We start from the raw sequence: 14,615 nt of genomic DNA, 5'->3' as shown, positions 1-14,615 counted from the left end.
TTGAAAGTGAGTGTCATATCACTCATACAGCGCGAAACAGCTCACAAAAATACACGCAACAGTTTCGTTTGCAAGATAAAATGTTGATAGAGCCATAACTATAGGTTTTTGCACTATTTTCCTCTCCCCAACCGGGGAGAGGAAATAAGAAAATTCGATTACAGAATTTCCAGCAGCTCTACTTCAAAGACCAGGGTGCTGAATGGCGGGATGGACGCGCCAGCGCCGCGCTCGCCGTAGGCCAGGTTATGCGGGATAGTCAGCTCCCATTTGGAACCGACCGGCATCAGGGTCAGAGCTTCAATCCAGCCAGCGATCACACCGTTAACCGGGAATTCAGCCGGTTCGCCGCGCGCCACGGAGCTGTCGAACACGGTACCGTCGATCAGTTTACCGGTGTAATGCACGCGAACGTGGTCGGTACGCGCCGGAATTGCGCCGTCACCCTGATTGATCACGCGGAACTGCAGACCGGATTCGGTGCTGTTCACGCCTTCACGCTCGCGGTTCTCTTCCAGATATTTCACACCTTCGGCCGCCATCTCTTCGAAGCGCGCGCGACGCACGGCGTCAGCACGTTCGTGGATTTCACGCAGCGCACGGTGCACAACGTCTACCGGAACGGCAGGCTGTTTGCCTTCCAGCGCGTCAGCGATACCCGCCACCAGCGCTTCTGGTAACAGACCTTCCAGGCCGGATTCGCTCAGCTGCTGTCCTACCTGCAAGCCGATACCGTAACTTGCCTGCGCTTCGATAGTGTCAAAAGTCGGGGTGGTCATGGGTTTTCCTTCCATCACATTTAAAGTAGCGGGCAGCATATCAGCCATGCCCTTATGGGTAAAACTTTGTCTGAAGTTAAGGTGACAAACCGCGACGAAACAGAAACAATAGAGATAACCAGGATTAATCCCGAACTGATGTCACGGATGTCGGGTTTACTACGCCGTTCAGGCAGTTAGCAAACTATACTTCGGGGCACAGGATAAAAAATACGCGGAGCAGGAGGAGTGCCATGCCCGGGCGATTTGAACTGAAACCTACCCTGGCGAAAATCTGGCAGGCGCCGGACAATTTTCGCATCATGGACCCGCTGCCTCCTCTGCATCGCAGAGGGATCATCATTGGCGCGCTGATGGTGATCGTGGGCTTCCTGCTTCCTTCCGGGGGCGATGATGTCGACACCGCCCCCGTCACCCGCAATGCTCAGCTGGACATTCAGTCGCAGACGCGGCCGCAGCCTGACGCACAGCCGATGCAAACGCAGCTTGTAACCCCGTCTAACGATCCGGGTCAGGTCGCGCCGGTTGAGCCAGAACCCATTCAGGATGAACAGCCGCAGGATCAAGCCGCCGCCCCGTCTCAGCCTCAGACGCAACAGCCTACCGGCATTGAGCAACAGTGGCGTTCCTATCGCGTAGAGCCGGGCAAAACGCTGGCACAGCTGTTCCGCGACCACAACCTGCCGCCAACCGACGTGTATGCCATGGCGAAGGTGGAAGGTGCAGGTAAACCGCTCAGTAACCTGCAGAATGGTCAGATGGTACAGATTCGCCAGAATGCCAGCGGGGTGGTGACAGGGTTAACGATTGATACGGGAAGTGGGCAACAGGTACTGTTTACCCGCCAGCCAGACGGCAGTTTCATCAGGGCGCGTTAAGACCCGGATCTGTTAAAAGCAAAACGCCGGCACAAGGCCGGCGTTTCAACGTGAGCAGAGTAAAAAATTACTCAGCTACAACGTTAACAACCAGTTTAGCGAACACTTCGCTGTGAACCTGGAAGTCAACTTCGTGCTCACCAGTGGTACGCAGAACGCCGTTCGGCAGACGAACTTCGCTCTTAGCCACTTTAACGCCTGCTGCAGAAACTGCATCAGCGATATCGCGGGTACCGATGGAACCGAACAGTTTACCTTCGTCGCCTGATTTAGACGCGATGGTAACGGTGCCCAGTGCGTTGATTGCTTCAGCGCGAGCGTTAGCAGCCGCCAGAACGTCAGCCAGTTTGGCTTCCAGTTCAGCGCGACGTGCTTCGAAAAACTCTACGTTTTTCTTGGTAGCTGGAACAGCTTTACCCTGTGGAACCAGGAAGTTACGTGCGTAACCCGCTTTAACGTTAACCTGATCACCCAGGCTGCCCAGGTTTGCTACTTTATCAAGCAGAATAACTTGCATTACCTTATCCTCTTAAAGTCGTATTAATGGACCGTGCCCGATTACTGATGACGATCAGTGTACGGCAGCAGGGACAGGTAGCGAGCGCGTTTGATAGCGCGAGCCAGCTGACGCTGGTATTTTGCACGAGTACCGGTGATACGGCTTGGGACAATCTTACCGCTTTCGGTGATGTAGTTTTTCAGCGTTGCGATATCTTTATAGTCGATCTCTTGAACGCCTTCCGCGGTGAAACGGCAGAACTTGCGACGACGGAAATAACGTGCCATATGGCTAGTCTCCAGAATCTATCAAATCAATCTGCTCGGCATGCAGAACCATTTTGCTCAGACCGTTCTTTGCCTTGTGGCAAGAGATGAACCCCTGAACGATTACTGCGCTACCGACCGTTAAACTGTGAGTAATGGCCTGGTTTTCGTGTCCGCTAATAATAACGGGCATTTGGCACCACGCCTGCCGGTGAAACCCGGCTTCCTCTTGCACAGAACGATGCTCAAGCACGAACTGGCAATGCGGAATTCCTGATGGACTGACCTTTCGAAGGGGAGCCCTGCATACGATGCCGGACAACGCCAGACGGTTGGTCATCAGAAATTACTCTTCAGAATCCCCAGCATCAGAATCATCTGCGGTTTCGTTTGCGAAATCATCGCGACGCTCACGGCGCTCGTCTTTCGCTTTAACCATCGGAGATGCTTCGGTAACTGCGTTTTTGGTACGCATAACCATGCTGCGGATAACGGCATCGTTGAAGCGGAAGGTAGTTTCCAGCTCATCGATCACTTCCTGCGGCGCTTCAACGTTCATCAGAACGTAGTGTGCTTTGTGCAGTTTGTTGATCGGGTAAGCCAGCTGACGGCGGCCCCAGTCTTCCAGACGGTGGATCGTACCTTCTGCACCAGTGATGGCAGCAGAGTAACGCTCGATCATACCCGGAACCTGTTCGCTCTGGTCAGGATGGACCATAAAAACGATTTCGTAATGACGCATCGAATTGCTCCTTACGGATTATTCAGCCTCCTGTCTGGGTCAGCCGAGGCCCGGGGAGGCAAGGAACGTGTTAAAGGTCGGCTGAAAAATTGACGCGTCATAATACTTGCGCGCCCCAGGAAACTCAAGCTGATTGCACAAATAATTCGCACAAAGCGCGAAGCGGGTCTAAGTGGGTGATTTAAAATTGGTCACACCCGGAAGCGTTGTTTTTTTGAACAACTGCATCAGAAATGGTCACGCATCCCCGCCGGATGAGTGATTACACTTTAATCAGAGGTCATTTGAATTAAAGAAGGAGCATCCCCCCTCTCGCAGCACGTAGTCGTGGAGCGCATATCATGAAAAAAATCGCATTAGCCATAATGGCGGCGCTTTTGCTCAGTGCAAACGCGATGGCAGCCATCAAGATAGACAGCCGACAGGCCAGAAACATGGATGATGTGCAAAGCTTGGGCGTAATTTACATCAATCATAATTTCGCCACGGAAAGTGAAGCAGATCAGGCATTAAACGCAGAAACCGATGCGCAGGGCGCAACCTATTACCACGTGATGTTAACCCGTGAGTCCGGCAGCAACGGCAACATGCACGCCAGTGCAGATATTTACCGATAACGCTTTAACGCTAGCACCAGGAAAGCCAACAACGAGAACATAGCCATAGATGACGTTGCCCCCTGCCCGGGGGCTTTTTTTTGTGAATGGCTCCGGAATACTACCGGTAAAATAGCCCCTCAGAGATCCTCCATAAGCGGGAAGATATGGACATCAAAGTCCTGGCGTTTAAAGGTGCTGGCGGAAAAACGCCACCGTAGCGTCCAGCGCCGTTGGCGTAATGCGGTGGCGGACGCCCGGTTCCCACAGACAGGTCAGATTACCGTCCAGCCCTTCATTCATTAACGCCTGCTGCAGGCGGAAGGTTCCCTCAGGCGGGACCACATCATCCGCGTCACCGTGCCACAGCAGCAGCGGGCGATCGGCCACGCGCGGCAATGCCCGGGTTACTTCCCACTCTGCCAGCGTCGCGGTCATTTCCGTTAAATCCTGAGGGGGAAAGAGGGTCTTCGCCAGCGAAGTAAAGTAGCCCGAGCCCATCAGACAGGCGACAGACTTCACTTCAGGATGATGCGTCATAATCCCCAGCGCCGTCATACCGCCCATCGATGCCCCGGCTACCGCCAGACGATTGTCGGCCACCAGCCCTGCCTCATAAAGCGCATCGCGCAGCCCGGAAAACTCGGTCAGACTCCCGTGCAGAATGTGCCAGAACTGCCCCAGCCGCGCCTGTTCATTACCCGTAAAGCGTGCGCCGTGGTCGGGTGCATCTGGCATCACCACGCGAAAACCCGCCTGCGCCAGCGCTACCGCAAAATAACTGTAAACCAGCTTCGATGAGGTAAACCCATGATAAAAAACCACAACAGGCAGCGGTTTATCACGTTTACCCGCTGGTATCGCGTGTAAAATTTCATGGTCGCCGAGGTGGCGTATTTCAATTTCAATCATTGTCGACCCTGTGCGAATCTATGATTCATAATGTTGAGAACTGGGTTACGCTTTCGCGTCATTTTCATTCGAAATATACGTCCCAGATAACACTTCGGGAACATTCCCCCAAAACTAAATTCACAGACAACTACACTATGGCTATCAGGAAACGAGATATGGTTATGCGCAGGTTTGCTGCTTTATTGCTGGTGTTTCTGCTGAGTGGCTGTAGCGCGCTGCAGGGAACGCCGCAACCCGCTCCACCGGTCGCCGATCATCCACAGGAGATTCGTCGTAATCAGACGGAAGGATTACAACGAATGGGCACCATCTCCGCGCTGGTTCGCGGCTCTCCGGATGACGCAGAATCGGCAATAAAAGCACAGGCCGTCGCCGCCAAAGCAGATTATTACGTCATCATTATGATCGACGAAACCATCATAACGGGACAGTGGTATTCACAGGCCATTTTGTACCGTAAATAATGGTTTTCCTTTGAACGAGATTTACACTGCTTTGCGTCCATAGACATTTTCCTGTCCACAATAAACTCCACGCCCGCATCAATGGAAGGGAGTTTATTAGCGAAGGATTGCCCGGCGGATACCGGATATATGTGAAATGGAGCTGACGATGAAACGAACTCTTGCTTTGACCTCACTGTTGCTCTCAGCAGGCCTGCTGAGCACCACCGCGCAGTCAGCAGAATTCGCCAGTGCTGATTGTGTAACTGGCCTGAATGAAATTGGCCAGATCTCCGTGAATAATATCTCGGGGAGCCCGCAAGACGTTGAACGTGTCGTGGCATTAAAGGCCGATGAGCAGGGTGCTTCATGGTATCGCATCATCCAGATGCAGGAAGATAACCATATCGATCGCTGGCGGGTACAGGCCATTCTCTACGTGTAAACTTCCTCCTGATAAAAGCCACTTACTTTTAGTGGCTTTTCGTTTTTGCAAATTTTTTATCTTATATAAAACCAATAAAGAACAATTAAATAACATTTTGTTACATTAAAACAGTAAACGTAATCCCCGCTCTGCCGTTGAAGAACCATAACTTTTCAATGATGAGCAATTTATGATCAACTTTTTCCGCCGTGCGGGCCTGGGGTCGAAACTCTCGCTGCTGACTGGCGTCAGTGTCGCCACGCTGTTTCTGCTATTCACTTTTCTGCTCAGCCAAAAAGCCAGCCAGCAGCTTGAAGCCCTTGCGGTCGAAGATCTGCATAATCAGTCCACCGGCATGGTCGACATGGTGCAGATGTTTAATACCAGCCTGAGTGAAGAGGTTGAGAGCTATACTCGTCTGTTTACCACCTTTTTACCGCAGCCCCTGAACATTGATACTTCCCAACCCCAGACGATTAACGGACTTAGCGTTCCGCTTCTGAAAGGCGGAGACACCGGGCTGCATGAAAATAATACCCTTTCGGACGAGTTCCTGAACCGTACGGGAGCCATTTCGACGCTGTTTGTACGCAGCGGTAACGACTTTGTTCGCGTAGCCACTTCCCTGCGCAAAGAGAACGGCGATCGGGCAATGGGTACCGTTCTGGATAACGCCAGCCCGGCCTTTGCTGCCGTCAACAAAGGTGAAGTCTACCGCGGCCTGGCGCTGCTGTTTGGCAAACGCTACATCACCCAGTACCAGCCCGTTAAAAACGCCGAAGGGCAGGTCATTGCGATCGTCTTTGTCGGGGTGGACATCACCCACTCCTGGAACGTCATGCGCGAGAAAATCCTAAACCGCCGCCTGGGCGAGAGCGGTCACTTCTTCGTGCTGGATCGCAGCAACGGCAAAACGCGCGGGCAATACCTGTTCCATGCCGGCGAAGAGGGAAAACTGCCCAAGTGGGACGGCGCGACGCAGCAACAGCTTCTGAGTGACAAACCCGGCACGCTGGAGCGTACAAGCGACGACGGCCGGACGCTGAAAATGGCCTATACCCCGCTGCCGGGCTGGAACTGGACTATCGTGGGCGAAGTGGATAAATCGGTGCTGCTCTCAAGCGTTACCGCCATGCGCGATCGCTTCCTGCTGGCCGGCATGGTCTTGTCCATCCTTTTTGCTGGCCTGTTCGTGGTCATTATCCGCCGCGTGCTGACCCGTCCGCTGCGCAACGTGATCCATCTTGCCAGACAATATGCCGCAGGGGATCTCCGTTCCAGCCTGCCCGTGACGCGTCAGGACGAAGTCGGCCAGCTGATCGATGCTATAAACGGCATCGGCGGCGGCCTGCAAAAAATTGTGCTGCAGGTTCGTGAGGCCGCAGGCGAGATCCATTTGGGCACCAACGCGCTGGCCGCCGACACTGGCGAGATTTCAGAGCAGATCAACAAGCAGGCCAGCAGCGTGGAAGAGACGTCCGCCAGCATGGAGCAGCTGGCCGCCACCGTTCAGCAAAATGCCGCCAACATGGAGCAAACGCAGCAGCTGGTGGGTGAAACCTCGCTCGCGGTTCATCAGGGCGGTGAGACGGTCACCCACGCGGTGTCGACCATGGACGACATTCGCGAAGCGTCAAAACGCATCGAAGACATCACGCGCGTGATCGAATCCATCGCTTTCCAGACCAACATTCTGGCGCTGAATGCGGCAGTGGAAGCGGCCCGCGCGGGCGAGCACGGAAAAGGATTTGCGGTAGTCGCGCAGGAAGTTCGCGCGCTGGCGGGACGCAGCGCTAACGCGGTGAAGGAGATTGAACAGCTGATTGGCGATACGCTCAGAAAAGTGGGTGAGGGTCATGCGCTGTCTGAACAGACGCGCCTGGCGATGGACGACATCATCATTCATATCGATAACATCAGCCAGCTGGTCACCGAGATTAACCATGCCTCACGCGAGCAGTCCGCCGGGATCGGCCAGGTGAACCTCGCCATGACCCATATTGGCGAAGCGTCGCATATCAATGCCGATCGCATCTCACGCAGCGAACAAACGGCCCAAACGCTGCGCGAGAAGGGTTCGCACCTGACTCAGCTGGTGAGCCTGTTCCAGCTAAAAGGCTAACCGACTCTGCCCGTCGCACGCAGCAGCAGGTCGCTTTGTACCTGCTCGCTCATCAGCGTGCCGCCACGGGTGTCAAGCATCATGCGGCACCACGCCTGCGCTACCGGGGGCGATGCGTGCCGCAGCATCTGGCTTCCGGCACCCAGCAAGAAAAGCTGCTGCGCGATCTCCCGCGCCTGCGCCTCCTGCGGTTTACGCAGTTTTTGCTGAAGCTGTCGCCAGCTGCGATCGAAGTGTCTGTCCTGCCCTTTCACCTGCGCAAACTCGTCGGCAAGCAGGTCATGAATACCCGGCTGCTTCGCCAGCACGCGCAGCACGTCCAGACACATGATATTACCTGACCCTTCCCAGATGCTGTTCACCGGCATCTCGCGGTACAGGCGGGGAAGTTCGCTCTCTTCGCAATATCCGATCCCGCCCAGCACCTCCATCGCCTCAGCGACAAACGGGATGCCCGCTTTACAGACGCTAAATTTCGCCGCCGGGGTAAACAGCCGCGCCCAGGCGGCCTCTTGCGGGTCGGCACGCTTGTCCCACGCGCGGGCCAGGCGGAACAGCAGCGCCGTGTGCCCCTCCAGCACCAGCGCCATCCGGCTTAATACCTCGCGCATTAACGGCTGATCGATGAGATTTTTGCCGAAGGTTTGACGCTGATGGGCATGGTACAGCGCCACCGAAAGCGCCCGACGCATCAGTCCGTGGCTGCCCAGCGCGCAGTCAAAGCGCGTCAGACCGCCCATTTTGAGGATCTGCCGTACCCCTTCGCCCTCTTCCCCCAGCAGCCAGCCGGAGGCATCAAGAAACTCCACCTCGCTGCTGGCGTTGGAGCGGTTCCCGAGCTTGTCCTTGAGGCGCTCAAGACGCACGGCGTTGCGCTGTCCGTCAGGCAAAAAGCGCGGCACAAAAAAGCAGGACAGCCCGCCCTTCGCCTGGGCCAGCACCAGATGCGCATCGCTTTGCGGGACGGAGAAAAACCATTTATGCCCCACCAGCCTGTAGCTGCCGTCGCTGCATTTTTCCGCTTTGGTGGTGTTGCTGAGCACGTCCGAGCCGCCCTGCTTTTCCGTCATCCCCATGCCGATCAGCAGGCCGCGCTTTTGCGCGCCGGGGGCCAGATGCGGATCGTAGCGATCGCTGAGCAGCGGCGTCAGCCAGTCGTGAAATAGTTTGGGGAGCGCCTGCAGCAGCAGCGGCGTGGCGGCGAACGTCATGGTGACCGGGCAAAGCGTGCCTGCCTCTACCTGAGCATGAAGCACAAAGCGCGCGGCCCGAGCAACAAACGCCCCTTTACGCGCCTCCTCTTCCCACGCCAGGTTATGCACGCGGTTGGCGCAAAGCCCCTGCATCAGCAGATGCCAGGCCGGATGAAAACGCACGTCGTCCAGCCGCTCGCCCGTGGCGTCATAGCGTAACAGCTCGGGCGGATTAACGTTTGCCAGCCTGCCCAGCTCCAGTGATTCCGCCGTACCCAGCTGCTGGCCAATGCTGGCGAGGAGTTCGATATCCCACTCGGCGCCTTCACGCGTAACTGCATCGCGCAGGGCGCAGTCCGAGAGGAAAAGGTTGCTGTTGGAAAGCGGTGCAGGTTGATTGAAAACGGTATGGGTCTGCCAGTGCATGCTGTCTCCCTCCTTCAGTGGCAATGACGATAAGTATGGACAGACCGCGCACGCGCTGCATGGGAGGGGAGTCACACGTTCACGATCCCGCTGATATCATTCGTGAAATAGCTCACAGAACATAAGAATAAACTATTTCATGACTCCGCTTTTGTTGAATAATTTATTCTTACCCTTTTCAGTGAGGACCGTTATGCAACCGGACGCGCACAAGCGAGCATTAATTGCAGGCTCCATTGGTAACTTTATCGAGTGGTATGAGTTTGCGGTCTACGGTTTTCTGGCGACCGTCATTGCGAAAAACTTCTTCCAGCTTGAAGGAGAGGCGGGGCTGACCAGCCTGATCCTCACCTACGCCTCGTTTGCCATCGCCTTCTTCTTCCGCCCGCTGGGTGCGGTGGTGTTTGGCCGGATCGGCGACCGGATTGGCCGTAAGCCGACGCTAATCATTGTGCTGGTGCTAATGACGCTCGCTACCGCCGCCATCGGCATTGTGCCGGTCTACGCCAGCATCGGGATTGCCGCGCCGCTGATTATTACGCTGCTGCGCATCCTGCAGGGGCTGTTCGCGGGCGGCGAGTACGGCGGTGCGGTCTCGCTAATGACGGAGTTCGCCCCGCGCGGCAAGCGTGGGCTCTATGGCGCGTGGCAGTCCTTTACGGTGGCGCTGGGACTGTTAGCGGGCGCAGGCATCGTGGCGCTGCTCTCCGCCCTTCTCACGCCAGAGGCATTGCACGACTGGGGCTGGCGCATTCCGTTCTTCCTGGCGCTGCCTATGGGCGTTGTGGCGCTCTGGCTTCGCGTCAGCATGGAAGAGACGCCAAGCTTTATGCAGCAGCAGGATAAACCGGCTGTCGCTCAGGCGGATACTGCCGCTACGCTCCGGGCCATCGTGATGGGGATTGGGCGCGTAATGGTCTGGTCTGCGGCGGGGTACACCTACCTGGTGATTATGCCGACCTATCTTCAGTCGGCGCTGCACACCGGGTTTAACCAGGCGCTGCTGATAGCGGTGATTTCGAATATTGGGTTTGCGCTCACCATTATTCCGTCGGGGATCCTGAGCGACCGGATCGGCCGCCGCACGGTGATGATTCTCGCCACCGCGCTGCTGCTGATCCTCGCCCTGCCGCTGCTGAAAATCCTGCAGGCGGAGTCGAGTACGCTGGCGGTGAAGGCTGGTGTGGTACTGATTGCGGGCGGTCTGGTGGGCATGCTGGCGGGTCCGGGCCCGGCGATGCTGTCTGAGATGTTCCCGACGCGCGTGCGCTATACGGGGCTGGGGCTGGCCTACTCTTTATCGAACGCGATTTTCTCGGGATGCGCAGGGTTAATCATTACCGGGTTGATTAAGCAGACGGGCAACCTGGATATTCCGGCGTATTACGTTATGGCGACGGCGGTAGTGAGTATTTTCGCGCTGATGACGCTGAGGAAGGACGACCATTTGCGGTCACTGGAGGAGTGAGGTTGTCAACGTCTGGTGCCCTCTCCCACGGGAAGAGGGAGAAAACACAAAAGGCCGTCCTGTGGACGGCCTTGCTGTTTATTCTCCGCGCTGACGCACCGCTTCAAACAGGCAGATGCCCGTCGCAACGGAAACGTTCAGGGACGACACGCTGCCCGCCATCGGTATGCTGATCAGCTCGTCGCAGTGCTCGCGGGTTAGACGACGCATGCCTTCGCCTTCCGCACCCATCACCAGCGCCAGACGGCCGGTCATTTTGCTCTGGTACAGAGTATGATCCGCTTCACCGGCGGTACCGACGATCCAGATATTCTCTTCCTGCAGCAGACGCATGGTGCGCGCCAGGTTGGTCACGCGGATCAGCGGAACGTTTTCCGCTGCGCCGCAGGCCACCTTCTTCGCCGTCGCGTTCAGCTGCGCGGAGCGATCTTTCGGCACGATCACCGCGTGTACGCCAGCCGCATCGGCGCTGCGCAGGCACGCGCCGAGGTTGTGCGGATCGGTAACGCCGTCGAGGATCAGGAAGAACGGGTTATCCAGCTCGGCGATCAGATCCGGCAGATCGTTTTCCTGATACTGACGACCCGGCTTCACGCGGGCAATGATCCCCTGGTGCACCGCACCTTCGCTTTTCTCATCCAGGAACTGGCGGTTCGCCAGCTGAATCACCACGCCCTGCGCTTCCAGCGCGTGGATCAGCGGCATCAGACGCTTATCTTCACGCCCTTTCAGAATAAACACTTCCTGAAAACGCTCCGGTGCGCGCTCGAGAAGGGCCTGCACCGCGTGGATGCCGTAAATCATTTCACTCATTGATGGTTCTCGTAATAAGTATTTCCCCTCCCCCCGCTGGGGAGAGGGTCAGGTTGAGGGGAGAATTTACTCCGCCTGCTTTTTCTTGGCCGCGCGCTTCGCTTTGGTGGCGGCAGCGATTTTCTGCGTTTTCGCGGAAGGTTTTTTCGCTGAGCGGGCTTCTTTCTTCGCCGCCTTCGGCTTCTGTTTCTTCTCGCCTCGGAACGCGCTGTCCGGCTCGAAGTTTACCTTCTTGCCCGCCTGACGACGTTTACCGCCGCCCGGTTTACCGTTACCGGTTTTTTTCGCCCTTTCACGCTCGGTTTTACCGACGTTACGCGGCGCGCGCTCGCTGGAGATCAGGCTGAAGTCGATCTTACGGTCGTCCATATTCACGGCTTCGACCTTCACTTCCACACGGTCGCCCAGACGATAGGTCTGGCCGCCAGATTCGCCAATCAGGCGCTGGCCGACCTGGTCGAATCGGTAGTAGTCGTTATCCAGGCTGGAGACGTGCACCAGACCGTCGATGAACAGCTCGTCCAGACGAACGAAGAAACCAAAGCCGGTCACGCTGGCAATCACGCCTTTAAAGACGTTACCGACCTGATCGAGCATAAAGTCACACTTCAGCCAGTCCGCCACGTCGCGTGTTGCTTCATCGGCACGACGTTCGGCCATGGAGCAGTGCTGACCCAGCTGCAGCATCTCTTCCATCGAATAGTGGTAGCCACCGGTTTCGGTGGTGTTCCCTTTATGGCCCTGCTCCTGCGCCAGCAGATACTTGATCGCACGGTGCAGAGAGAGGTCAGGATAACGACGGATCGGCGAGGTGAAGTGGGCGTAAGACTGCAGCGCCAGGCCGAAGTGTCCGCGGTTTTCCGGATCGTAAATCGCCTGCTTCATGGAGCGCAGCAGCATCGTCTGCAGCATTTCTGCATCCGGACGATCGCTAATGGATTCCAGCAGCTCGGCGTAATCGCGCGGCTCTGGCTTGTTGCCTCCGGGCAGTTCCAGACCCAGTTCAGCCAGCACGGAGCGGAACGACGTAATGGCTTCCGTGGTCGGCTTATCGTGAATACGGAACAGCGCTGGCTCTTTGGCTTTCTCGACGAAACGTGCCGCCGAGATATTCGCCAGGATCATACACTCTTCGATCAGCTTGTGCGCGTCGTTACGCTGGGTCTGCTCGATGCGCTCAATGCGGCGTTCGGCGTTGAAAATGAATTTCGCTTCTTCGCTCTCAAACGAGATCCCGCCGCGCTCTTCGCGCGCCTGATCCAGCGTTTTGTAGAGGTTATGCAGCTCTTCGATATGTTTGACCAGCGGCGCGTATTGTTCGCGCAGATCCTGGTCGCCCTGCAGCATATGCCAGACCTTGGTATAGGTCAGACGCGCATGCGAGCTCATCACCGCTTCGTAGAACTTGTAGCCGGTTAAGCGCCCTTTGGTGGAGATGGTCATCTCGCAAACCATACAGAGGCGGTCAACCTGCGGGTTCAGGGAGCACAGGCCGTTAGACAGCACTTCCGGCAGCATCGGCACGACCTGCGACGGGAAGTAGACCGACGTACCGCGGCTGCGGGCTTCGTTATCCAGCGGGGTGTGCGGACGGACGTAATAGCTTACGTCAGCGATAGCGACCCACAGGCGCCAGCCACCGCCGCGTTTTTTCTCGCAGTATACGGCGTCATCAAAGTCGCGGGCGTCTTCACCGTCGATAGTGACCAGCGGCAGGGAGCGCAGATCCACGCGGCCCACTTTGGACTCTTCCGGCACTTCTTCGCGCAGGCTTTCAATCTGATCTTCAACCGCTTTCGGCCAGATGTACGGAATTTCATGGGTGCGCAATGCCATATCAACGGCCATCGTGGTGCCCATGTTATCGCCCAGTACTTCGACGATTTTACCTACCGCTTTGGTGCGACGGGTTGGGCGCTGGGTGAGTTCCACCACCACCACAAAGCCCATGCGGGCACCCATCACCTCTTCAGGTGGGATGAGAATGTCGAAGCTCAGACGGCTGTCGTCCGGCACCACGAAGCCCACGCCCGCGTCGGTAAAATAGCGGCCGACGATCTGGCTGGTTTTTGGCACCAGAACGCGTACCACGCGCGCTTCGCGGCGACCTTTACGGTCAGCGCCCAGCGGCTGCGCCAGGATCTGGTCGCCGTGGATGCACATTTTCATCTGCTCAGATGAGAGGTACAGATCGTCTTTACGGCCTTCCACGCGCAGGAAGCCGAAGCCATCGCGGTGACCAATGACGGTCCCTTTCAGCAGATCGAGGCGTTCTGGCAGCGCGTAGCACTGGCGGCGGGTAAAGACCAGTTGCCCGTCACGCTCCATCGCGCGCAGGCGGCGGCGAAGGGCTTCAATTTGCTCTTCACCTTCAATGTTTAATTCAACGGCAAGTTCTTCACGATTGGCGGGTTTTTCGCGTTTTGTTAAGTGTTCAATGATGAACTCGCGGCTGGGAATAGGATTCGCGTATTTTTCGGCTTCGCGTTCCTGGAAAGGATCATGTGACATGTCGGTTCCTCCGTTGTCAGCTCCGGTGGAAATTTTCTTCATTCCACCAGCAATAATTTATAAAGCGGTTGATTCTCTTCAACCAAATCGGCCAGCGTGTAGTTATCCAGTTCCATGAGAAAACTTTGCACGGCCTTTGAAAGCGCCTTTTTCAGGCGGCAAGCGGGCGTGATGTGGCAGAACTCGCTGCTGCAGTTCACCAGAGACAGCGGCTCCAGTTCACGTACCACATCGCCAACACGAATACTCTGTGCCGGTTTACCGAGACGGATCCCACCATTCTTCCCGCGGACGGCAGCAACGTATCCGGCACGACTAAGTTGATTGATTATTTTGACCATATGATTACGGGATACGCCGTAGACCTCTGTGACTTCAGAGATACTGGTCATCTTCCCATCGGGTAACGACGCCATGTAAATCAGCGCACGTAAGCCGTAATCGGTGAAACTTGTTAACTGCACATCAACCTCAGGAAAAAGGGAAAACGCGGTCAAACCGCAGAGATATTCATTAATGATGATAAACCAGCCAGAT

At 56.3% G+C, this 14,615-nt stretch carries 16 protein-coding genes; 6 read left to right on the top strand and 10 right to left on the bottom strand.

Translation table 11 applies throughout. The features are described 5' to 3' along the window. Positions 1 to 158 precede the first annotated feature (158 nt). Complete coding sequence (fklB, locus tag ACMGGX_RS11970; protein WP_008502892.1) at positions 159 to 779, bottom strand: FKBP-type peptidyl-prolyl cis-trans isomerase; 621 nt, start codon at positions 777 to 779, stop codon at positions 159 to 161. A gap of 233 nt (positions 780 to 1,012) precedes the next feature. Between fklB and ACMGGX_RS11965 the strand changes: the two genes are divergently transcribed. Then, a complete protein-coding gene (locus tag ACMGGX_RS11965; protein ID WP_048977315.1) occupies positions 1,013 to 1,657 on the top strand; it encodes an OapA family protein in 645 nt (214 codons plus the stop codon). Positions 1,658 to 1,724: 67 nt separating this feature from the next. Here ACMGGX_RS11965 and rplI read toward each other — a convergent pair whose 3' ends face one another. From rplI to rpsF, 4 genes are read right to left on the bottom strand one after another with little or no spacing between them, the layout of a single operon-like run. Beyond that, positions 1,725 to 2,174 carry a 50S ribosomal protein L9 gene (gene rplI / locus ACMGGX_RS11960; RefSeq protein ID WP_023310148.1) on the bottom strand — a complete coding sequence of 150 codons (450 nt, stop codon included), beginning with the start codon at positions 2,172 to 2,174 and terminating at the stop codon, positions 1,725 to 1,727. A gap of 41 nt (positions 2,175 to 2,215) precedes the next feature. Beyond that, positions 2,216 to 2,443, bottom strand: a complete 228-nt coding sequence (rpsR, locus tag ACMGGX_RS11955) for a 30S ribosomal protein S18 (protein ID WP_000135199.1) — start codon at positions 2,441 to 2,443, stop codon at positions 2,216 to 2,218. Between the two features lie 4 nt (positions 2,444 to 2,447). After that, on the bottom strand, positions 2,448 to 2,762 hold the full coding sequence (gene priB / locus ACMGGX_RS11950) for a primosomal replication protein N (protein ID WP_008502895.1): 315 nt from the start codon (positions 2,760 to 2,762) through the stop codon (positions 2,448 to 2,450). 6 nt (positions 2,763 to 2,768) lie between these two features. Continuing rightward, positions 2,769 to 3,164 (bottom strand): 30S ribosomal protein S6, encoded by a 396-nt coding sequence (gene rpsF / locus ACMGGX_RS11945; protein WP_014068637.1) that lies wholly within the window; start codon positions 3,162 to 3,164, stop codon positions 2,769 to 2,771. A 341-nt stretch (positions 3,165 to 3,505) separates the two neighbouring features. On the opposite strand from rpsF, the gene yjfY reads away from it, so the two are divergent. Beyond that, on the top strand, positions 3,506 to 3,781 hold the full coding sequence (gene yjfY / locus ACMGGX_RS11940) for a DUF1471 family protein YjfY (protein ID WP_420298398.1): 276 nt from the start codon (positions 3,506 to 3,508) through the stop codon (positions 3,779 to 3,781). A gap of 168 nt (positions 3,782 to 3,949) precedes the next feature. On the opposite strand, the gene yjfP is transcribed toward yjfY, so the two are convergent. After that, complete coding sequence (gene yjfP / locus ACMGGX_RS11935; protein ID WP_420298397.1) at positions 3,950 to 4,672, bottom strand: esterase; 723 nt, start codon at positions 4,670 to 4,672, stop codon at positions 3,950 to 3,952. 137 nt (positions 4,673 to 4,809) lie between these two features. Between yjfP and bsmA the strand changes: the two genes are divergently transcribed. The 3 genes from bsmA (at position 4,810) to ACMGGX_RS11920 (ending at position 7,667) form a co-directional block, all read left to right on the top strand. Then, entirely contained in the window at positions 4,810 to 5,139 is a 330-nt protein-coding gene (gene bsmA / locus ACMGGX_RS11930) for a biofilm peroxide resistance protein BsmA (protein WP_029740376.1), read from the top strand. A gap of 136 nt (positions 5,140 to 5,275) precedes the next feature. Further along, entirely contained in the window at positions 5,276 to 5,563 is a 288-nt protein-coding gene (yjfN, locus tag ACMGGX_RS11925; RefSeq protein WP_032665074.1) for a DUF1471 family protease activator YjfN, read from the top strand. Between the two features lie 172 nt (positions 5,564 to 5,735). Then, complete coding sequence (locus ACMGGX_RS11920; RefSeq protein ID WP_420298396.1) at positions 5,736 to 7,667, top strand: methyl-accepting chemotaxis protein; 1,932 nt, start codon at positions 5,736 to 5,738, stop codon at positions 7,665 to 7,667. On the opposite strand, the gene ACMGGX_RS11915 is transcribed toward ACMGGX_RS11920, so the two are convergent. After that, the gene (locus ACMGGX_RS11915; protein WP_348561910.1) at positions 7,664 to 9,286 is read right to left on the bottom strand and encodes an isovaleryl-CoA dehydrogenase; all 1,623 of its coding nucleotides are present in this window, start codon (positions 9,284 to 9,286) and stop codon (positions 7,664 to 7,666) included. The two genes, ACMGGX_RS11920 and ACMGGX_RS11915, sit on opposite strands and share 4 nt — an antisense overlap. A 193-nt stretch (positions 9,287 to 9,479) precedes the next feature. Between ACMGGX_RS11915 and ACMGGX_RS11910 the strand changes: the two genes are divergently transcribed. Further along, positions 9,480 to 10,754, top strand: a complete 1,275-nt coding sequence (locus ACMGGX_RS11910; RefSeq protein ID WP_420298395.1) for an MFS transporter — start codon at positions 9,480 to 9,482, stop codon at positions 10,752 to 10,754. A 78-nt stretch (positions 10,755 to 10,832) separates the two neighbouring features. Here ACMGGX_RS11910 and rlmB read toward each other — a convergent pair whose 3' ends face one another. The 3 genes from rlmB to nsrR form a co-directional block, all read right to left on the bottom strand. Continuing rightward, positions 10,833 to 11,567, bottom strand: a complete 735-nt coding sequence (rlmB, locus tag ACMGGX_RS11905; protein WP_010427468.1) for a 23S rRNA (guanosine(2251)-2'-O)-methyltransferase RlmB — start codon at positions 11,565 to 11,567, stop codon at positions 10,833 to 10,835. Positions 11,568 to 11,633: 66 nt separating this feature from the next. Further along, positions 11,634 to 14,078: a ribonuclease R gene (rnr, locus tag ACMGGX_RS11900; protein WP_087823502.1), complete on the bottom strand. Its 2,445-nt coding sequence runs from the start codon at positions 14,076 to 14,078 to the stop codon at positions 11,634 to 11,636. A gap of 38 nt (positions 14,079 to 14,116) precedes the next feature. Next, the gene (nsrR, locus tag ACMGGX_RS11895) at positions 14,117 to 14,542 is read right to left on the bottom strand and encodes a nitric oxide-sensing transcriptional repressor NsrR (protein ID WP_023310139.1); all 426 of its coding nucleotides are present in this window, start codon (positions 14,540 to 14,542) and stop codon (positions 14,117 to 14,119) included. Positions 14,543 to 14,615 lie beyond the last annotated feature (73 nt).

Source organism: Enterobacter sp. BNK-29 (assembly GCF_048684785.1).
Lineage (GTDB): Bacteria > Pseudomonadota > Gammaproteobacteria > Enterobacterales > Enterobacteriaceae > Enterobacter > Enterobacter cloacae_M.
The sequence above is the reverse complement of the archived record's forward strand: the minus strand, read 5'-3'. Positions and strand labels throughout refer to the sequence as shown.

What these genes read in the sequence shown, in the direction of transcription:
- fklB (WP_008502892.1), bottom strand. Translation starts at nt 779, where the DNA reads ATGACCACCCCGACTTTTGACACTATCGAAGCGCAGGCAAGTTACGGT.
- ACMGGX_RS11965 (WP_048977315.1), top strand. Translation starts at nt 1,013, where the DNA reads ATGCCCGGGCGATTTGAACTGAAACCTACCCTGGCGAAAATCTGGCAG.
- rplI (WP_023310148.1), bottom strand. Translation starts at nt 2,174, where the DNA reads ATGCAAGTTATTCTGCTTGATAAAGTAGCAAACCTGGGCAGCCTGGGT.
- rpsR (WP_000135199.1), bottom strand. Translation starts at nt 2,443, where the DNA reads ATGGCACGTTATTTCCGTCGTCGCAAGTTCTGCCGTTTCACCGCGGAA.
- priB (WP_008502895.1), bottom strand. Translation starts at nt 2,762, where the DNA reads ATGACCAACCGTCTGGCGTTGTCCGGCATCGTATGCAGGGCTCCCCTT.
- rpsF (WP_014068637.1), bottom strand. Translation starts at nt 3,164, where the DNA reads ATGCGTCATTACGAAATCGTTTTTATGGTCCATCCTGACCAGAGCGAA.
- yjfY (WP_420298398.1), top strand. Translation starts at nt 3,506, where the DNA reads ATGAAAAAAATCGCATTAGCCATAATGGCGGCGCTTTTGCTCAGTGCA.
- yjfP (WP_420298397.1), bottom strand. Translation starts at nt 4,672, where the DNA reads ATGATTGAAATTGAAATACGCCACCTCGGCGACCATGAAATTTTACAC.
- bsmA (WP_029740376.1), top strand. Translation starts at nt 4,810, where the DNA reads ATGGCTATCAGGAAACGAGATATGGTTATGCGCAGGTTTGCTGCTTTA.
- yjfN (WP_032665074.1), top strand. Translation starts at nt 5,276, where the DNA reads ATGGAGCTGACGATGAAACGAACTCTTGCTTTGACCTCACTGTTGCTC.
- ACMGGX_RS11920 (WP_420298396.1), top strand. Translation starts at nt 5,736, where the DNA reads ATGATCAACTTTTTCCGCCGTGCGGGCCTGGGGTCGAAACTCTCGCTG.
- ACMGGX_RS11915 (WP_348561910.1), bottom strand. Translation starts at nt 9,286, where the DNA reads ATGCACTGGCAGACCCATACCGTTTTCAATCAACCTGCACCGCTTTCC.
- ACMGGX_RS11910 (WP_420298395.1), top strand. Translation starts at nt 9,480, where the DNA reads ATGCAACCGGACGCGCACAAGCGAGCATTAATTGCAGGCTCCATTGGT.
- rlmB (WP_010427468.1), bottom strand. Translation starts at nt 11,567, where the DNA reads ATGAGTGAAATGATTTACGGCATCCACGCGGTGCAGGCCCTTCTCGAG.
- rnr (WP_087823502.1), bottom strand. Translation starts at nt 14,078, where the DNA reads ATGTCACATGATCCTTTCCAGGAACGCGAAGCCGAAAAATACGCGAAT.